Below are 17,600 nucleotides of genomic sequence, written 5' to 3' on the forward strand. Positions count from 1 at the left end.
GTATACAGATATCTCCGTTCTTTAGCTCGGTTGGTTATCGACTACGCGGGAGATTTATGGAGATTTTCGGTCTACAACACTTCTATAAAACCAGAAGGCTGCAAAAGAAAACTCGGAGCTATAATCGTTAGGACGGCACATGGTCTTGAAAAAGCGTTCTCCCTACCCGATGTGCGCCTTGGCTTTGGAAGCACTAATTGCCATCTCTTGATCGAGCGCTGTAACATTTATATTATTAAGTATGGTGTCGATGATATTGTGTCGAATGCAGTGGGCGTACTAAACTACTATAGGCAGTATCATATTAAGCACTCGTTTGAATTAGAGGTTTCGTTGACCGAAAAAATAGAAGTGTTGTCGGCCGTGGCGAGGCATGTTAAAACCGATTCAGTTAGCTGGGGCGGTGTAAAAACGGTTAAAAAGTCTGATATTCTCGGCATTGTTCTATCGTTTGATTTCGCTGCTTTTGCGAATGCACGCTCTTCAGTGCGTTCGTTTGGTCCGGGAGTAATTCCCCATTCATATCTCAAGGCCGCGGTGAATATTGCAATGAAATCGCCGTCGGTATGTAATAGGAGAGCGTGGCGGGTTAATATGTATCAGGGTGAGCGTTTGAGGAAGATCCTAGAGGTCCAGAACGGCAATCGAGGATTCGGTCATTTGCTTGAGCAGGCGGTCCTGATTGTAGGGGTATTGAGTTCTTACTCTAATCAGGAGAGAAATCAAGTCTACATAGATGGAGGTTTATTTGCGATGTCGCTGATCTATGCGCTTCACTCACAGGGGATCGGCACCTGCCCATTAAATACGGCGTTTTCGCTTTCGTCATCGCAGAAGTTCAGGCGTGCTGCGGGTCTTCGCCGTGATGAGGTGCCTATTATGATTGTTGGTTTTGGGTGGCTTAAAGAGAAATACGCGGTAACTGTATCGCCGAGGGCTGATCCAGATGCCATTATACGGCTTGTAGAATAGGTTTTATGGAGGTCGTAGGTAGACGGAAATTCAGGCTTGACACAGAGGGGTTTTAGGTCGTTTTCTGTGGGACGGGCAAGAACGGGGCGAAGGGCGAGGCGGGCAAATGAGTGAGCTTTCCAGGGATGAGGTAGGCCATGGCGATGAAGTTTTCGACGCGGCGATAGCCGCGTGCCCTTGCGCGAGCCTCCTGAAGCGCTCGATTCATGGCTTCGACCCAGCCGTTGTGTGTATTCCACGCCATATAGTTACTCAACCAATCTGGAGATGCTGGTGATAGCTGTTTCGGCGGTAGTGTCGGATTGCGACACGGTCGAAGACATGGCGTACTGGGCCCGGGCGAAGGAGACGTGGTTACGCAAATTTCTTGCGCTCACGAATGGTGTTCCCTCCGAGGAGACCTTTCTTCGCGTCTTTCGGGTTCTCGACCCGAAGCAATTCGAAAGTGCCTTCCGGCGCTGGGTGGGTGGCATTGTCGGTGCCTTGAACGGCAGCATTGCTGTCGATGGCAAGACGGTGCGCGGGTCGGGCAGTGGTGGCGAGAGCGCTAGCCGCATGGTCAGTGCCTCCGCCGCGGACCTGGGCATCGTTCTTGGCCAGGAGAAGGTGAGTGGCAAGAGCAATGAGATCACCGCCATCCCGGAATTGCTCGAAGCCCTTTACCTCAAGGGTTTCCTGGTCAGCATCGACGCCATGGGTTGCCAGAAGAAGATTGCTTCGCAGATCACGGATCAGGGTTGCGACTACCTGCTGGCGGTCAAAGGCAATCAACCGACGCTGCTGGAGGCCGTGGAGACGGCGTTCATCGACCAGTGCCAAGTCGAAGGCGTCGATCGTCACCACGAGGTTCAAAAGGGTCATGGTCGGCTGGTTGAGCAGATCGCATCGGTCCTGCCTGCGCAAGGGATCGTGACTCCCGCCGATTGGCCCGAGTGTAAGACCATTGGCCGTATCGACTCTCTGCGCAAGATCGGCGACAAAGAGTCGGACCTGGAGCGGCGTTACTACATCAGCTCGCGTGTATTGACCGCCGAACAACTGGCGGTAGCCGCGCGTGCGCACTGGGGTGTGGAAAACCGGCTTCACTGGATTCTCGACGTCAGCTTCGGCGAGGATGGCAGCACCATCCGCAAAGACAGCGCGCCGCAGAACCTCTCGCTCCTGAAGAAAATCGTGCTCAACATGATCCGCCTCGATACGACTCACAAGACCAAAGGCAGCTTACGCCTGAAGCGTAAAGCCGCCGCTTGGGATGACGATCTCTGGATCAGCATGCTAGGACTCTCACAAAGATGACATCCGAGTGCGGAAGCCCTAAGGCAGGTATGAACCAATCGGCACGTATCGGTATATACGTCGTCCTGGTGGCTGTTCAGAAGCTCATCTCCGTGGCGGTGCAGCCGTTGATCATGCGGATGTTAACGCCAGCTCAATACGGTGAAATATCGCAAATTGTCGTGGTGTTGTCTTTAGCGGTGCTGGTCGTGACATTTGCGGCAGACGAAATCATTGCAAGAATCTATCATTTGGCGGGTTGCGCACGCGAGGGATATTTGCGGATCTCTGAATATGTGTGCATATATGTTATAGGGACCAGTATATGTGTTCTATTTGTGGCTCTTGCAGCGTATTGTAGGGCCAGCCAGTTAGAGTTAGTGTATATGTTTGGCGCGGTGTTCGTACTGTTCGCGCCGCTTGTGTCAATAGCTCAAAAAATACTCCGTACAAGTGATAAGACAACGCAGTTAGCGCTTTTCAATATTTCTTACAGTTTTCTGTTGGGCGGTGGCGCGCTAATTGCGTTGACATATTCAAATTCATCGATTCAAGCCTATTTTGTTGCCCAAGGAGTTGTTCAGTTTGTGTTCGGTAGCAGTGTGGCGGTCTATTTCATAAAAAAAGGGGGCTGGCGGCCAAATTTTGTGGCAGTAAAAGGTATTTTGCGGGAGGCATCGTCTGCGGTGCCGCATACTGTTGTCGGGTGGGGGTTTGTAGGTTTCACCACCTACTATGTTGCGAGTGTTTTGGGGACCTATTCGGCGGGTCTGCTGGGCGCGGGTCTCTATATGTACTCCGTTGTGAGTGCCATATCGGATGTTGCTGTAAACGTGATGCAACCGAGAATTTATGACGCCAGGAAAAATTCCGGTAATATGGACGTTCTGAGAGCGATAAGGAAGTCTTTGGTGTATGTTTCTATATCATTGACGGGAGTCGGCGTGGCTGTTGCAACCTTTTCTAATGATGTTATGCCGTTTATATTGCCTAAGGCCTATTTAGTAAATGTATATATTGCCCCATGTCTCGTGTTGAGTGCAACGGTTCTTGGGTTAGGTTCGCTTTGGGTTTTTTTTTCTATATTACGATAGACAAGGCTTGAGTAAGCTATCGAGGATTAGTGTGATGGGGGTGGTGATTAACCTTGTCGCGACCCCTTTTGGTGTGCATTTTTTTGGAGTCACGGGTGCCGTTGGGAGCTTGCTGTTTGTAAATAGCATAGTGGCTTTCTTTAAGGCGCTCGAATCGGTGGAGCATGCCGGCTTGTCGAGGCTGCATCTTGTTGTCATCTGGACCGGGCTGTCACTGTTTGGTATGGTAGGCGTCATTCTCGCGGTTGCGGCCATCCCCGTTTGGGTTAAATTTGTAGTTGAAGTGGGGGTATTTATTGTGCTTTTCAAATGCGCGCATTATTTTCTGAAAAGGACAGATCCCGTTGGGATTTAGGCGGGAGTGTGGCTAACGGTCAAGTTGAAAGGCAGGCGGGGTCTATGTCGTTTCGTGTGGAACGGGCCACGACCGACCTCCGCCGCTGCGCAGGCATAGCCACCGTGACCAGCGGCGTTGCGAGCGTTGATGGCGCGGTCAAGGGCAGGCAAAGCCCGGCGAAGCGGACCCTTTACTGCGCCATCAACGCTAGTAAGCTCAAGGGCTTGGGGCTGGTTGCGGTTTTCCGCGGCCAGCCCCCGAGCCCGTCCGGCGGCGAGGACTTCCCCGCCCTCGGGGGCGGGGTCAGGGGTGGGGGCGCCCGAAGGGCTCGGCACAGGCATCGGCCCCGTTCCACACGAAACGACACAAACCCGGCAGGCGGCTACCCGGTATCATAAAATATCTTGAGGCGGGGTGGTCGGCTCGCCGACTAAGGATAGTGGCGCCAAGAGGGGCTTGGCTGAGGCAACAGAACGGTTACGGGAACCTCCTTTCGTGGGTTTAGGTCGTTTTCTGTGGAACGGGCAAGAATGGGGCGAAGGGCGAGGCGGGCAAATGAGTGAGCTTTCCAGCGATGAGGTAGGCCATGGCGATGAAGTTTTCGACGCGGCGATAGCCACGTGCCCTTGCGCGCGCCTCCTGGAGCGCTCGATTCATCGCTTCGACCCGGCCATTGTGTTTGCCGGGGTGAAAACCGTTGAGGACGCCAGGAAGATGCTTGCTAATCGTCCGGCCGAGGCGCTTGAAGGGTTCGAGTCGGCAGCGGCTGGCCCAACTGAGCCAGCGCTTGAGCAGGGGGTTGGCCTCGTCAGGTGTCGTGGCGGTGGCGTAGATGGAGCGCAGCGCCTGCTTGATCCGCCAGGCCCGTGCGGTCTTGAGGTTCGAGCGCTGCAACCAGTACATGGTGTCGGTTTGCTTGACGGTCCAGTCGGCGGGTTTCTTGTGCAGGCCCCAGCGGGTGCCTTTGAGTTCGGGCGCGGTCTTGACCTCGGCGCGTCGCACCTCGTCCAGCGCCGTGCTGCTCAGAGCAACGACGTGAAAGCGATCAAAGCAGACCTCGGCTGCTGGAAAGTGCTCGGCGGCGCCGGCCTGAAACGAGCCGCTCATGTCCATGCTGACATGGGTGATCGCGGTGGGCTGGCCACCATGCGCCCTGAGGTCGCTGGCGAACTTCCCGAGCGTGGCCTTGTCCCGGCCCGGCGTCGCAAACAGCAGACGCTGTGCGTCGAGGTCATAAAAAACAGAGAGGTACGTCTGACCGCGCTTGCTCGCGGTCTCATCGACGCCGATCGCGCGAACCCTGGCATGACTTTCCTGTGCGCGCGCCCGGCCCACATGATGATTGATCACGCGCCACAGTCGGCGACTGCGCACACGCAGCAGTCGGCCGGCCGCCAGGACCGACATGGTCGGCGCCAGCATCAGCGTCAACGCCTCGAACAGCAGGGTGAAGCCACTGCCTTCACGCGCCCAGGGTACGGCGATCTGCGTCACCTTGCCGCAACCGGCACAGGCCACTCGCGGCACCTCGGCATGCAGATGGGCTTCGTACTGGAAGAAATCCAGATGGCGCCAAGAGCGCGCCAAGCGGTCGTGGAGCGGCTGCGCCGCTGCACCGCAAGCTGGGCAAGCGTGAATGGCGGCGCCAAATCCGACCTGGAAATCGATCCGCCCGTTCTCTGGCTTGAAGATGACTTCATCGACCTGCCAAGGAGCAACGAGACCCAGAGCCTGGGTGAACAGCGTTTCAATCATGAGGAAGCAGCCGCGAGAGGAAAGGCCGCCATTGTCCTCCATGCCGAGGGCGGCAGACTGCCTTCCTCGGCCCAGAGGGAGCGTAAGCGAGGGGGTGGCGATGTAAAGGGTTCGGCTGCGCCCGGACTGCGTCCGCCCTTGACATCGCCGTCCCCTCAAACTGACAAAACCAGCGCCCGTTCCACACAAAACGGCATAGACCCCCAAGTTATGTTGAGCGAGTTGTGTATAACGAGATGCACTAGGGGATGAAGGACTTGAATAAACCGCCATATGAACAATCCGCCATCGCATTTATAGAATCGCCATTTCAATTACTATGCGCGATCGAGGCTATACAGCATTTTGGATTCGAAAGATGGCAAATCGTTTGTCGACTAAATTCATTTCGTGAAAATAATCGGCAAATAAAGAGAACGGTGGAGCTGCTGAACATACCGTTGGCCAAGATTTGCATCATCACTGTGGGAAACACAATAACAGAAAAAATGATTGCCCCGGTCTACTCTATGTTCTTGTTTTTAAAGACCATAAATTGCGACAAGGTAATTATTGGAAACCGGGAGTCACGTCTTCTGAGCCTTGTCTGTTTATGGACGCCAAAAAGAAAGCTCATATTTGTAGATGACGGAACAAAGACGCTCTCTAAATTGCGTGCTGGCAACGCTAGAGACAATCTAGAGAGTCCAGCCACAATATTTACGGTATTTAAGTTGCCATGGAAAGTGGGAGAAGAAAGTTTCGTCGAAAATACTTTTGCGCAGCTGAAAATGGCGATTCAAAATGAGGCAAATATTGGCAAATTGGCGGGCCAAATGTTTCTTGGGTGCCCATTGTCAGAAAATGACATAATATCTGAGGTTGAGTATATTTCGCATGTAAAAAAAGCTGCGGATGCCTGCCCGGGAAAAGTGCTGATTTATATACCTCACCGAAATGAATCGGCTTTAAAGCTTGATTTGATTAGCGGTATTTGGGGTGTGAGCATTAAACCAATAAGTTACCCAATAGAGTTATATGCGTTTAACGAAGGAAAGTGCCCAGGAGAGGTGATATCATTTTATTCGACCGCATTATACACTTTAAAAAAAATATATGGATGTCAGGTTAAGTACATAAGGATTGACCCTCAAAAGCACAGGGCGAGCATTCTTGCGGTATATGATTATTATATAGATAACTTGTGACCTGATAGGGTACAGCCAAAAATGGCGGGCTTAATTTAATAGTAGGTTAGGTTTTACTAACGGCGACCAACGCTTTGTGGCCCTAGGGAAACGCTGATTTAATCGCCAGATATATGTATGGTATAATTCACCCATCAATCCTGCGCGAGCCACCCCAGATGAAGCAGATCAGTTTTTCCCAGGCCGAGTTTCAACGGAAGAAGCGACGGACGCGACGCGAGGTTTTTCTCGACGAGATGGAACAGGTCATGCCATGGGCAGAATTGTTCGCGGTGGTCGAGCCGCACTACCCGAAGGGCAAGCGAGGCCGGCCGCCGGTAGGACTGGAGCGAATGCTGCGGATGTACTTCGTACAGCAGTGGAATGGGCTGTCGGATGAAGGTGTCGAAGACGCCATCACCGACAGTCAGGCGTTACAGAGATTTGTCGGAATCGACCTGTCCAGAGAGGCGGCTCCGGATGCGAGCACCGTGCTGCAGTTCCGCCACCTGCTGGAGCAGCATGGACTGGCGAAGAAGCTGCTCGAGGCGGTCAACACTGTGCTGGCTGCAGCGGGACTGATGATGCGCGAAGGCACCATCGCCGACGCCACGATCATCGCCGCCCCGCCGTCGGTCATGAACCAGGCCAATGCCCGTGACCCCGACATGCACCAGACCAAGAAAGGCAACCAGTGGTACTTCGGCATGAAGGCCCACATTGGTGTCGATGCCGAGAGCGGCTTGGTACATACCGTCGTCGGCACCTCGGCGAACGAAGCGGACGTAACGCAGACCGAACATCTGCTGCACGGCGAGGAGAAGGACGTCTTTCTGGATGCGGGCTATGTCGACGCCGACAAGCGGGAAGAGCTGAAGGACCGGGACGTCAACTGGGAGATCGCCATGAAGCGCGGCAAGCGCAAGGCCGTCTCGGAAGAGAGCGGGTTTGGTCAGCTGCTACGCAAACTGGAATCGCTGAAAGCCAGCATCCGATCCAAAGTCGAGCATCCTTTCCACATCGTGAAGAACCTCTTTCACTACAAGAAGGTTCGTTACAAGGGGCTGGACAAGAACACGGCACAGCTGCACACGCTGTTCGCTTTGGCCAATCTCATGATTGCGAAGCGAAAGCTATTGGCACTTGATGGCCAAGTTGCGTCCTGAATAGGACGAAAGGCCCGGAAATGGGCCAAAAAGGGTAGAAAACCGCGGAATTTTTTGCCAGTCTGACGAAAATCGCGGCGGGATTCAAAAAAAACACTGCCGAGCGGGTCGGTGACGCATCGGCGGTTGATTGATCAGCGCTTCCCTAACTCGGACGAATTTTATGATGGGTATCTCGTACGGATATCGAAAGGTATATCGAAGTGAAGCTCGTTAGGGTGATAGTCCGCTTTTTGTTCACATCGATAGCGATGGCACGTCTTGGCTCATACGCGGCGAGGCCAACGGTTAATGGTTTCACCATCTTCAGTCGGAATACGCATTTGGGACATGATACGCATTTCAATGGAATGCGAGTCAGAGGAAGTGGCAGAGTTACGATTGGAAGTCACTTCCACTCTGGGCAAGGCTGCCTAATAATTTCGGCATTTCATGACTACCGACGGGCGAACAAACTTCCCTATGGCAACTTGAATGTTGATAAGGAGGTGCATATCCAAGAGAATGTATGGATTGGTGATCGAGTTATCATATTGGGCGGCGTCAAGATTGGTGAGGGGGCAATAATTCAAGCAGGATCCGTTGTTTCTCGCGACATCGCTCCACTTGCAATAGCAGGAGGCAACCCTGCTTTGTCCTTCAAGACACGTGATTCTGCTCATTACTATCGTCTGAAGGAAGAGCAGATTAAACGGGGTTAGGTAACGTTAACGTTTGCTTCAGAAAGACGGCCGCGGACATGGTTGCGCGGCGGAATTCTTGGGCTTGACGATGCGCGATAGCTACGACGGGATGCGCCTAAACAAATATGACTTTTCCAGATGGACGAGGAGTGGCTGAAGGAGCTGCCGGCGGATCTATAGCTGGAAAAAGGCGTTGGTGTACTATTAGTAAATACTAATAGACAATATGACTATTCCCACCGGTTTTGGCGCGAACTCTCCCTATCCCCGTCCTGCTTCATGCCGCAGGCGCAATTTGGGGTTTAGGTCGTTTCGTGTGGAACGGGCAAGAATGGGGCGAAGGGCGAGGCGGGCAAATGAGTGAGCTTTCCAGCGATGAGGTAGGCCATGGCGATGAAGTTTTCGACGCGGCGATAGCCACGTGCCCTTGCGCGCGCCTCCTGGAGCGCTCGATTCATCGCTTCGACCCGGCCATTGTGCTTGCCGGGGTGAAAACCGTTGAGGACGCCAGGAAGATGCTTGCTAATCGTCCGGCCGAGGCGCTTGAAGGGTTCGAGTCGGCAGCGGCTGGCCCAACTGAGCCAGCGCTTGAGCAGGGGGTTGGCCTCGTCAGGTGTCGTGGCGGTGGCGTAGATGGAGCGCAGCGCCTGCTTGATCCGCCAGGCCCGTGCGGTCTTGAGGTTCGAGCGCTGCAACCAGTACATGGTGTCGGTTTGCTTGACGGTCCAGTCGGCGGGTTTCTTGTGCAGGCCCCAGCGGGTGCCTTTGAGTTCGGGCGCGGTCTTGACCTCGGCGCGTCGCACCTCGTCCAGCGCCGTGCTGCTCAGAGCAACGACGTGAAAGCGATCAAAGCAGACCTCGGCTGCTGGAAAGTGCTCGGCGGCGCCGGCCTGAAACGAGCCGCTCATGTCCATGCTGACATGGGTGATCGCGGTGGGCTGGCCACCATGCGCCCTGAGGTCGCTGGCGAACTTCCCGAGCGTGGCCTTGTCCCGGCCCGGCGTCGCAAACAGCAGACGCTGTGCGTCGAGGTCATAAAAAACAGAGAGGTACGTCTGGCCGCGCTTGCTCGCGGTCTCATCGACGCCGATCGCGCGAACCCTGGCATGACTTTCCCGGGCGCGCGCCCGGCCCACATGATGATTGATCACGCGCCACAGTCGGCGACTGCGCACACGCAGCAGTCGGCCGGCCGCCAGGACCGACATGGTCGGCGCCAGCATCAGCGTCAAGGCCTCGAACAGCAGGGTGAAGCGACTGCCTTCACGCGCCCAGGGTACGGCGATCTGCGTCACCTTGCCGCAACCGGCACAGGCCACTCGCGGCACCTCGGCATGCAGGTGGGCCTCGTACTGGAAGAAATCCAGATGGCGCCAAGAGCGCGCCAAGCGGTCGTGGAGCGGCTGCGCCGCCGCACCACAGGCCGGACAGGCATGGACGGCCGCGCCAAATCGGACCTGGAAGTCGATCCGCCCGTTCTCTGGCTTGAAGATGACTTCATCGACCTGCCAAGGAGCAACGAGACCCAGAGCCTGGGTGAACAGCGTTTCAATCATGAGGAAGCAGCCGCGAGAGGAAAGGCCGCCATTGTCCTTCATGCCGAGGGCGGCAGACTGCCTTCCTCGGCCCAGAGGGAGCGTAAGCGAGGGGGTGGCGATGTAAAGGGTTCGGCTGCGCCCGGACTGCGTCCCAATCCTCTCAACTTAGCATTCCGTCATACCGGCTTGTAGGCGTGGTAGCGATGCGGTTTTCGCTGCGGCGTTCGAGGCTTGGAGCGGCCAGCGACAAACTTCTGAAGGTTGGCGGCAATCTCGTGAATGAGGGGCTTCAATCGCCGCGTCGTCGCACCGGCGGCGAGCAACCAACGGCCGATCTGGCGCTTGATCTTGTCGATCGCCAAGGTACGGTTGATCTTCCATGGCGAATCGGCGTCCAGATGCGCGTCGGTGGCGACGTAGGCAGCCAGGGCATTGAGGTTGTCGAAGACGGCCTTGGCACCGAAATCCTGATTGGCCGCTTGCCAGGACAAGCCGGAGGTATGTTCGAGCCCCAAGCGATGCTTGAGCCGGCGAAACGCTTCTTCGATCCGCCAACGGCCGTGGTACAAGGCGCCAAAGACGGCCGCCGGGAAAGCGACGGCGTCAAGCAGCGAAGTCATCACCACATGTTGCCGCCCGTTCGGCGTGGTCACCCGCACCAAGCGAACCGTTGTCGGCGTCGCCGGGCACTCGTAGTCCTGCGCATCGCGCGCATTCGGCGCACGCAGGCTCACCAGCTGCTCGCTCTGCCCCGAGCGCATGAACTCGCGTACCACCCTGAATCCACGGGAAATGTCACAGCGAATACAGAAAGGGATCCCGCGCGCGGTGAGTGCTGCCGCCAGCCAGCGGCAAGGAAAGCCGCGGTCGAGGACCAGCAGGTCGTCGACCTGCAGCGGAACGTGTCAATGACTTTGAGACACCGATGCACATTAATTTAGTGAGCATGGATCGGGTGTTTTCGTCGGCGAGTTCTCCTGCTTGGGTGGGTTGATCCAGGCGGCGCTGGGCAGCGTTGGAGGTTGCGGGCAGTGGCCCTTGAATCGCCTCGGGTGAGCAGCGAAGGCAGTGTTCAGGGTGTCGGCCCGTTGCTCGAACAGCTGTGCAGCCTGGCCATGGTGGACCGCGGTCGGAGTCATGAAGCCGATGCCGGAATGGCGATGCTGTTCGTTGTACCACTGGAAGAAGCGCTGGCAGTGAGCGCGGGCTTCTTCGATGCTGCCGAAGCGCTCGGGGAAGTCAGGGCGGTACTTCAAGGTCTTGAACTGCGCCTCCGAGAAGGGGTTGTCGTCGGAGACGTAGGGGCGGCTGTGGGACTTGGCCACATCGAGGTCCACCAGCAGTTCTGCCACAAGCTTGGATCGCATGCTGGTCCCGCGGTCGGCATGGACCGTGAGCGTTCCCCCTGTGTCAGAGTAGTTGCCGCCTCGATAGAATCTGAAACTTGGGGGCGATAGCGAGGTAGCGAAATGGCACGATACGGACAAGCGATGAAGGATCGAGTGGTGGCGAGGTTGCTGCCGCCGGAGAGTCTGGCGATAGAGGCCTTGTCGCAAGAGGTAGGCATCTCGGTGACGACGCTGGAACGCTGGCGGAGCGAGGCGCTGACCAGGCCCGCTCGCGAGCGGGCCTGGTCAGCGGCCGCCCGGCTGGAGGCGGTAGTGGCCACGGCGGCGCTGGATAAGGTGGGACAGAACGCCTGGTGCCGGGAGCACGGACTGTATCCCAGCGAACTTGAACGCTGGCGGCAAGGCGCCACCGAAGCACTCGCCGAGCCGGGCGAAGCACGGGCCAGCCACGGCGAAACTCGAGCCGACAGGAAGCGCATCAAGGAACTGGAACGAGAGCTGTTGCGCAAGGACAAGGCCCTGGCCGAAACCGCCGCGCTATTGGTGCTCTCAAAAAAGCTCTCGGCGATCTTCCCGGGGGGCGCGGACGAATGATCCGCCTGGAAGATCGCCGAACCCTCGTGGCCCACATCGACAGCGCACGCCAGGCCGGCGCTCGGCTCGCCAAGGCGTGCGAGATTGTCGGCATTGATGCGCGCACTTGCCAGCGCTGGAAGGCGGGCGCCGGCCTGCAAGACGGTGATGGTCGGCCACTGGCGGAGCGCCCCATCCCGGCGCACGCACTGACCGATACCGAGCGTGCTGAGATCGTCAGCGTCGCCAATGAGCCCCGCTTCGCGGCATTGCCACCTGCCCGCATCGTCCCCGCCTTGGCCGACGAAGGGCGTTATATCGCCAGCGAATCAAGCTTCTACCGGGTCTTGCGTGAACACGATCAAGTGCACCACCGCGGTCGCGCTCAGGCGCCAACGGCCAGCCCCAAGCCGCCCACGACGCAGATCGCTACCGGCCCGCGTCAGGTCTGGTGCTGGGACATGACTTATTTGCCCACCCAGGTCATCGGGCAGTGGTTCTATCTCTACCTGATCCTGGACTTGTATAGCCGCAAGATCGTCGGCTTCACGGTCGAGACCAAGGACGATTCTGACCATGCCGCACACTTGGTCAAACGCACGGCCTTGGCCGAGGGTATTCACTCCCTGGCGTCCAAACCGGTTCTGCACGGTGACAACGGCTCAACCCTGAAGGCCACCACGGTCCTGGCGATGCTGCATTGGCTGGGGATCAAACCGTCCTACTCGCGACCGCGCGTGTCCGACGACAACGCTTATGCCGAAGCGCTCTTTCGCACGGCGAAGTACCGGCCGGAATTCCCGGCACGGGGTTTCGCGAGCATCGAGCAAGCACGCGTCTGGGGTCGCGACTTCGTGCGCTGGTACAACACGGAGCACCGCCATAGCGGCATTCGCTACGTCACCCCAGAGCAACGTCATGCCGGCGACGATGAGGGCCTCTTGGCGGCCCGTCATTTGCTCTACCAAGCAGCGCGTGCGAAGCACCCGGCGCGTTGGAGTCGACACACCCGGAATTGGTCACCCATCGCTGCCGTGACGCTCAACCCGGAACGGGATGGCGTCGTGGCCGCGGTCACCACTACTAGCAAGAGTATGCCATTGGCAGCATGAACTCAGGCGACAACTGTCTTGACATCTACCGCGTTCGTGGCTCAACGCCCTGTTTGGCGACGGTCTTGGCAATCAACTGCCTGGCCAGTTCGGCGCTCTCACGCGGCGCGATCAACCAGCCGACGACATAGCGGCTGAAGATGTCGAGGATCACGTACAGCTGGAAGCAAGTCCACTTGAGCGGCCCCTTGAGCTTCGTGATGTCCCAACTCCAGACCTGATTCGGTCCGGTGGCCAGCAGTTCGGGTTTGAAGTAGGCAGGATGAGTAAGCTGATTACGCCTTTCGCGTGCTTGACCATCGGCGGCCAGCAGGCGGTACATGGTGCGCACCGAGCCCAGGTAGCGGCCTTCGTCGAGCAGGGTGGCGTAGATGCTCGGCGGCGCGCAGTCGGCAAAGCGCTCGCTGCACAGCACGTCGCGCAGCGCCTGCCGCTCAGCAGGGCTGAAGGCCAGCGGTGGCGCCGGTCGCAGCGATGACGTCAGCGGCGAAACGCTCAAGCACCGCCGACGCGCATCATCCCGATAGACCGTGCTGCGAGGGATACGCAGGGCGGAGCAGGCGGGTGCCAGCCCCACCTCGGACGCCAGGACATTGACCGCGCGCATCAGGATCTCCCGTCCGGCGCGTCGTCCGTCAGCTGCCCCAGCAGCATACAAACTTTTTTTTGGACATCGATGATGGTGTGGGCCTGGGCGAGTTGGCGACGCAAGCGGTCGTTCTCCCGGGTGAGCTGCTCCAGCCGCCGCGCCTCGGCCAGCGCCGGGTCGGCCTTACGCCCACGCTTTTGCGGTTCGAGTGCGGCCTGTTCGATCGCCGCGCGCTTTTTGCGCCAGGTGGCGAGCAGGGAGGAGTAGATGCCCTCCCGGCGTAACAGGGCGCCAATCTCGCCCACGTTCGTGCAGCCGTCGGCGAGTGCCAGGATGCGCAGCCTGTCAGCGCTGGAGAACTGGCGGCGGCGCGCCGTCGCCACCACCTCGGGGTTCGGCGGCGCGATGGATGACGCGTTTCCAGTCGCCCTACGGGCTCCTTCCAACGCGTCATCCATCGCCTGTGCGGCTTGTCCGTTCATCAGATCCTTCGTGTCGTTTGTCATGAGAGCCTCTTGCAAGACTGACACTGCAGGGCTGATTTTTTTGCCGCTGGGGGCGAAAGCGGAGGACGCAGGCGGCCATTTCTGGCATGATGGGTTTCTCAAGACCAACATCATAACGCCTGCAAAATGGATACTACCCAACGCGACCTGATCATGCAACGATGGAACGTGATTCAGCACGAACTGCTGCCCGAGTTAAGGGCTGAAGGTCCGCTGACACCGAAGTTGGAGAAGGTCGTGCACATCCTGGAATGGGTGCGCATTGAGGAATTCACGGGATCAAACTGGTGTGGCGTGGGGCGTCCGCCGGTAGAGCGGGCGTGGCTGGCGAACGCTTTCGTGGCCAAGTCGGTATTGGGGCTGAATACCACGGTAGGGCTGATTGAGCGCCTGACGATAGACCGTGCGCTGCGACGCATCTGTGGCTTTCCTCTGTGCAAGAAACTGCCTTCTGAAGCCACCTTCTCGCGTGCCTTCGACGAGTTTGCCCAGGGGGAGTTGGGCCTGCGAGTTCATGAAGCCCTCGTCAAGGCACATCTCGGGGATGAACTGATCGGACATATCAGCCGCGACGGCACGGCCATTGAAGCACGCGAACATCCGTCCCGGAGCGAGGCGGCCGTGCCCGAAGAGGTCCCGGCGGCGCAGCCCTCGGTGCTCCCCAAGGAAGAGAGCCCTTCCGAAGCGAGTGCGCCAGCGGCAGAAACGCCGCCACCGGCGAAGAGACGTGGCCGCCCTCGGCGCGGCGAGACACGACCACCCGCGAAGGAGTCGCCGATCCAGCGCCAACGCGGGCAGACGTTGGCGCAAATGCTCGATGAGATTCCGACGGCGTGTGATCGCGGCACGAAGTGCAACGCCCAAGGCTACAAGGTCAGCTGGAACGGCTATAAGCTGCATCTCGACACCGCCGACTGTGGCGTGCCCATCGCGGCGCTGCTTTCAAGCGCCTCGATGCACGACAGCCGTGCCGCCATCCCGCTATCACTGATCAGTGCCGAGCGGGTGACCAACCTCTACGATGTCATGGATGCGGCCTATTGCAGCACCGAATTGCGTGAGCACTGCCGGAGTCTCGGCCACGTTCCGCTGATCGATCACAACCCGCGTCGCGGCGAGAAGATCGAATTCGCACCGGCCGAGGCCATTCGTTACAACGAACGCACCGTCGCCGAGCGCAGCAATGCGCGGCTCAAGGACGAATTCGGCGGCAACACCATCATGGTCAAGGGCGACGCCAAGGTGATGGCACACTTGATGTTCGGTATCCTGGCTCTGACCGCCGACCAGTTGATGCGATTACGAGAATGACCGCCTGTGTTTCCTCTCCGACCGCGGTGCATCCGATGATGCAGGGCGGTCGTTGCCCCCAATGAGACAAATAATGCCATCAGGTTAGCCGCTCGGCCAAGGCAGCTTCCCTCGCGACAAAAATCGCTCCCAGAGAGCGAATCCCGCGGCTCAGCAGTTCCCGCGGGGGAGTTTTGCAAGAGGCTCATGATGGAAACCTACCTTTCTACTCTAATTCGTCAGGGGTAGGTGTCTCAGGTCATATTGGCACAGGGGGCAGCCGCTCGATCACCTCGAAGAGCATCTGGCGCTCGTCACACGCGCCCTGCTGCAACGCGAAGTGAAGGAACATCTCAATTCCCGGCAAGTACAGGCCAAACGCCACGCCCGTGACGATCGAACGTACACTTTCTTTCATCGTCGTCAGCCGGACCGCCGCGGTATCGCTAGCCACTATCCGCAGACCCTGCCATCGCGGCACCGGCAGATGCTCCTCGACCAGGTCCATCAACTTTCGATTGACGTCACCGAACACCAAAGCACTAATCTTGTAGCGCGCCTTGCAGAAAGCCTGGGCGCTCACCAAGCGGACCGAGTCCGCACGATTTCTCAGGTTGGCAAAGAACTGGTCCAGTTCAGCCTGGACCGCACCTTGTACGCCGGACAGCAAGAACGTCAGGACGGTTGGGAAGCTGAGCGTGCGGTCGCGGGTGAAATACTTCGGCTTGAGACGGGCGCCTTCCAATAACTCCTGTGAAAACAGATAGTTGGCAAGCCCGTTAATTACTTTCGCATATGAAGGGCGTCATGCAATTACCATTTATAAACAATACGTTACACCTCAATTATGCAATTAAAATGAACGCCATTCAAGCCACGATCGCCGCTATGCATTTATGCTAAGTTGAGAGGATTGGACTGCGTCCGCCCTTGACATCGCCGCTCCCTCAAAACGCGAAACCCATCGCCGGTTCCATACGAAACGACATAGAGCCTAAAATAATGGATTCATACAGAACGAGTCTCGTTTCAATCATTACTCCGACGTATAATTCGGCGAATTATATTCTTGAGACATATCGGTCAATTGCGAATCAGTCACACGAATGCTGGGAGTGGCTAATAACTGACGATTGTTCAACCGATAACACAATTTCTATTCTTGAAGATTTAGTAATGCGGGATAAGAGGATCACAGTTCTCAAAAACCCCACTAATTCAGGTGCTGCGGTATCGAGAAATTTGTCGATCGCAAACGCTAGCGGGGTATTTGTTGCTTTTATTGATAGCGACGACATTTGGATGCCGGATAAATTGGAAAGGCAGATCGACTTTATGGGGGCGGAAATAGACTTTTCATTTACTGCCTATGAGATTATAGACAATGTAGGTGGGAGCATTGGCAAGATTGTCGATAAGCAGCGTGTTCGTTTTTTTACGTATGAGGATATGCTGTGTAAAGCTGCCACGCTTGGTTGTTCAACGGTCATGTTGCGACGAAGTCAATTTGCCAATTTGAAGATGCCTTTGGTCCGCACGGGGCAAGATTATGCGCTTTGGCTTAAAATTCTAAAATCTGGGAAGAATGCATACTTGCTTCCTGAAGCACTAACGCACTATCGAATTACGCCAAATTCCATATCTAGAAACAAGTTAAAAAAAGCAAAACGGCAATGGGAGATATACCGGAAACTGGAAGGCCTGTCTTTCGTAAAGAGTTTCCGTTGTTTTTTATTTTATGCCGTTCGAGCTGTTATTCGGTAAAACGCTGATCAAATGAGGGTTTAGGTCGTTTTCTGTGGAACGGGCAAGAATGGGGCGAAGGGCGAGGCGGGCAAATGAGTGAGCTTTCCAGCGATGAGGTAGGCCATGGCGATGAAGTTTTCGACGCGGCGATAGCGGTAGATGTCAAGACAGTTGTCGCCTGAGTTCATGCTGCCAATGGCATACTCTTGCTAGTAGTGGTGACCGCAGCCACCACGCCATCCCGTTCCGGGTTGAGCGTCACGGCAGCGATGGGTGACCAGTTCCGAGTGTGTCGACTCCAGCGCGCTGGGTGCTTCGCACGCGCTGCTTGGTAGAGTAAATGACGGGCCGCCAAGAGTGGCTCATCGTCGCCGGCATGACGTTGCTCTGGGGTGACGTAGCGAATGCCGCTATGGCGGTGCTCCGTGTTGTACCAGCGCACGAAGTCG

Annotated in this window: 16 protein-coding genes and 4 pseudogenes; 10 read left to right on the plus strand and 10 right to left on the minus strand. The window is 57.0% G+C overall.

The features are described from left to right. The first annotated feature begins 30 nt into the window (after positions 1–30). Positions 31–972, plus strand: coding sequence for a nitroreductase family protein (locus QZ613_RS10845; RefSeq protein WP_291982402.1), 942 nt, complete (start codon positions 31–33; stop codon positions 970–972). Between the two features lie 52 nt (positions 973–1,024). Here the strand turns inward: QZ613_RS10845 and QZ613_RS10850 are convergent. After that, positions 1,025–1,198, minus strand: a pseudogene (locus QZ613_RS10850) (transposase); the annotation flags it as partial. Between the two features lie 38 nt (positions 1,199–1,236). Here QZ613_RS10850 and QZ613_RS10855 point away from each other — a divergent pair. The 3 genes and pseudogenes from QZ613_RS10855 to QZ613_RS10865 form a co-directional block, all read left to right on the plus strand. Continuing rightward, positions 1,237–2,268: pseudogene (locus tag QZ613_RS10855) on the plus strand (ISAs1 family transposase); the annotation flags it as partial. Between the two features lie 29 nt (positions 2,269–2,297). Further along, positions 2,298–3,341: a hypothetical protein gene (locus QZ613_RS10860; protein ID WP_291982404.1), complete on the plus strand. Its 1,044-nt coding sequence runs from the start codon at positions 2,298–2,300 to the stop codon at positions 3,339–3,341. A gap of 34 nt (positions 3,342–3,375) precedes the next feature. Further along, complete coding sequence (locus QZ613_RS10865; protein ID WP_291982405.1) at positions 3,376–3,696, plus strand: hypothetical protein; 321 nt, start codon at positions 3,376–3,378, stop codon at positions 3,694–3,696. Between the two features lie 483 nt (positions 3,697–4,179). On the opposite strand, the gene QZ613_RS10870 is transcribed toward QZ613_RS10865, so the two are convergent. Then, complete coding sequence (locus tag QZ613_RS10870; protein ID WP_291982407.1) at positions 4,180–5,433, minus strand: ISL3 family transposase; 1,254 nt, start codon at positions 5,431–5,433, stop codon at positions 4,180–4,182. A 419-nt stretch (positions 5,434–5,852) separates the two neighbouring features. On the opposite strand from QZ613_RS10870, the gene QZ613_RS10875 reads away from it, so the two are divergent. From QZ613_RS10875 to QZ613_RS21135, 3 genes are all read left to right on the plus strand, one after another. After that, a complete protein-coding gene (locus tag QZ613_RS10875) occupies positions 5,853–6,620 on the plus strand; it encodes a hypothetical protein (RefSeq protein WP_291982409.1) in 768 nt (255 codons plus the stop codon). 158 nt (positions 6,621–6,778) lie between these two features. Beyond that, positions 6,779–7,765, plus strand: coding sequence for an IS5 family transposase (locus QZ613_RS10880; RefSeq protein WP_042335901.1), 987 nt, complete (start codon positions 6,779–6,781; stop codon positions 7,763–7,765). Positions 7,766–8,115: 350 nt separating this feature from the next. After that, a complete protein-coding gene (locus QZ613_RS21135; protein ID WP_366144453.1) occupies positions 8,116–8,466 on the plus strand; it encodes an acyltransferase in 351 nt (116 codons plus the stop codon). Positions 8,467–8,750: 284 nt separating this feature from the next. Here the strand turns inward: QZ613_RS21135 and QZ613_RS10885 are convergent, their stop codons facing one another. The 3 genes and pseudogenes from QZ613_RS10885 to QZ613_RS10895 all read right to left on the minus strand — a co-directional run. Continuing rightward, positions 8,751–10,004, minus strand: coding sequence for an ISL3 family transposase (locus tag QZ613_RS10885; protein WP_291982413.1), 1,254 nt, complete (start codon positions 10,002–10,004; stop codon positions 8,751–8,753). Positions 10,005–10,162: 158 nt separating this feature from the next. Then, positions 10,163–10,882, minus strand: a complete 720-nt coding sequence (locus QZ613_RS10890; RefSeq protein ID WP_366144454.1) for a transposase — start codon at positions 10,880–10,882, stop codon at positions 10,163–10,165. 36 nt (positions 10,883–10,918) lie between these two features. Beyond that, positions 10,919–11,383: pseudogene (locus tag QZ613_RS10895) on the minus strand (integrase core domain-containing protein); the annotation flags it as partial. 72 nt (positions 11,384–11,455) lie between these two features. On the opposite strand from QZ613_RS10895, the gene QZ613_RS10900 reads away from it, so the two are divergent. Beyond that, positions 11,456–13,020 (plus strand): IS3 family transposase gene (locus QZ613_RS10900; RefSeq protein ID WP_291982415.1). Its coding sequence is split into 2 segments (ribosomal slippage): positions 11,456–11,897 and positions 11,897–13,020, totalling 1,566 coding nucleotides; the frame shifts between segments, so codons are not numbered across the junction. 25 nt (positions 13,021–13,045) lie between these two features. On the opposite strand, the gene QZ613_RS10905 is transcribed toward QZ613_RS10900, so the two are convergent. After that, a complete protein-coding gene (locus QZ613_RS10905; protein WP_291982417.1) occupies positions 13,046–13,627 on the minus strand; it encodes a DDE-type integrase/transposase/recombinase in 582 nt (193 codons plus the stop codon). Further along, complete coding sequence (locus QZ613_RS10910; RefSeq protein ID WP_291982419.1) at positions 13,627–14,091, minus strand: hypothetical protein; 465 nt, start codon at positions 14,089–14,091, stop codon at positions 13,627–13,629. Before QZ613_RS10910 ends, QZ613_RS10905 begins: the two co-directional genes overlap by 1 nt. Positions 14,092–14,241: 150 nt before the next feature. On the opposite strand from QZ613_RS10910, the gene QZ613_RS10915 reads away from it, so the two are divergent. Further along, positions 14,242–15,426 (plus strand): transposase, encoded by a 1,185-nt coding sequence (locus QZ613_RS10915; RefSeq protein ID WP_291903873.1) that lies wholly within the window; start codon positions 14,242–14,244, stop codon positions 15,424–15,426. A gap of 238 nt (positions 15,427–15,664) precedes the next feature. Here QZ613_RS10915 and QZ613_RS10920 read toward each other — a convergent pair whose 3' ends face one another. Then, positions 15,665–16,150, minus strand: coding sequence for a hypothetical protein (locus QZ613_RS10920; RefSeq protein ID WP_291982421.1), 486 nt, complete (start codon positions 16,148–16,150; stop codon positions 15,665–15,667). A 257-nt stretch (positions 16,151–16,407) separates the two neighbouring features. Between QZ613_RS10920 and QZ613_RS10925 the strand changes: the two genes are divergently transcribed. After that, positions 16,408–17,169 carry a glycosyltransferase gene (locus QZ613_RS10925; protein WP_291982423.1) on the plus strand — a complete coding sequence of 254 codons (762 nt, stop codon included), beginning with the start codon at positions 16,408–16,410 and terminating at the stop codon, positions 17,167–17,169. Positions 17,170–17,189: 20 nt separating this feature from the next. Here QZ613_RS10925 and QZ613_RS10930 read toward each other — a convergent pair whose 3' ends face one another. Further along, positions 17,190–17,339, minus strand: coding sequence for a hypothetical protein (locus tag QZ613_RS10930; protein WP_291982424.1), 150 nt, complete (start codon positions 17,337–17,339; stop codon positions 17,190–17,192). Then, positions 17,336–17,600, minus strand: a pseudogene (locus QZ613_RS10935) (hypothetical protein); the annotation flags it as partial. The gene QZ613_RS10930 and the pseudogene QZ613_RS10935, both read right to left, overlap by 4 nt.

The sequence above is a fragment of the Candidatus Accumulibacter sp. ACC005 genome (assembly GCF_907163215.1).
In the GTDB taxonomy this organism is placed as follows: domain Bacteria; phylum Pseudomonadota; class Gammaproteobacteria; order Burkholderiales; family Rhodocyclaceae; genus Accumulibacter; species Accumulibacter regalis.

Bases quoted from the DNA above. Each gene is read 5' to 3' on its own strand.
- QZ613_RS10860 (WP_291982404.1), top strand. From the start codon at position 2,298: ATGAACCAATCGGCACGTATCGGTATATACGTCGTCCTGGTGGCTGTT.
- QZ613_RS10865 (WP_291982405.1), top strand. From the start codon at position 3,376: ATGGGGGTGGTGATTAACCTTGTCGCGACCCCTTTTGGTGTGCATTTT.
- QZ613_RS10870 (WP_291982407.1), bottom strand. From the start codon at position 5,433: ATGATTGAAACGCTGTTCACCCAGGCTCTGGGTCTCGTTGCTCCTTGG.
- QZ613_RS10880 (WP_042335901.1), top strand. From the start codon at position 6,779: ATGAAGCAGATCAGTTTTTCCCAGGCCGAGTTTCAACGGAAGAAGCGA.
- QZ613_RS21135 (WP_366144453.1), top strand. From the start codon at position 8,116: ATGCGAGTCAGAGGAAGTGGCAGAGTTACGATTGGAAGTCACTTCCAC.
- QZ613_RS10885 (WP_291982413.1), bottom strand. From the start codon at position 10,004: ATGATTGAAACGCTGTTCACCCAGGCTCTGGGTCTCGTTGCTCCTTGG.
- QZ613_RS10905 (WP_291982417.1), bottom strand. From the start codon at position 13,627: ATGCGCGCGGTCAATGTCCTGGCGTCCGAGGTGGGGCTGGCACCCGCC.
- QZ613_RS10910 (WP_291982419.1), bottom strand. From the start codon at position 14,091: ATGAACGGACAAGCCGCACAGGCGATGGATGACGCGTTGGAAGGAGCC.
- QZ613_RS10915 (WP_291903873.1), top strand. From the start codon at position 14,242: ATGGATACTACCCAACGCGACCTGATCATGCAACGATGGAACGTGATT.
- QZ613_RS10925 (WP_291982423.1), top strand. From the start codon at position 16,408: ATGGATTCATACAGAACGAGTCTCGTTTCAATCATTACTCCGACGTAT.
- QZ613_RS10930 (WP_291982424.1), bottom strand. From the start codon at position 17,339: ATGAACTCAGGCGACAACTGTCTTGACATCTACCGCTATCGCCGCGTC.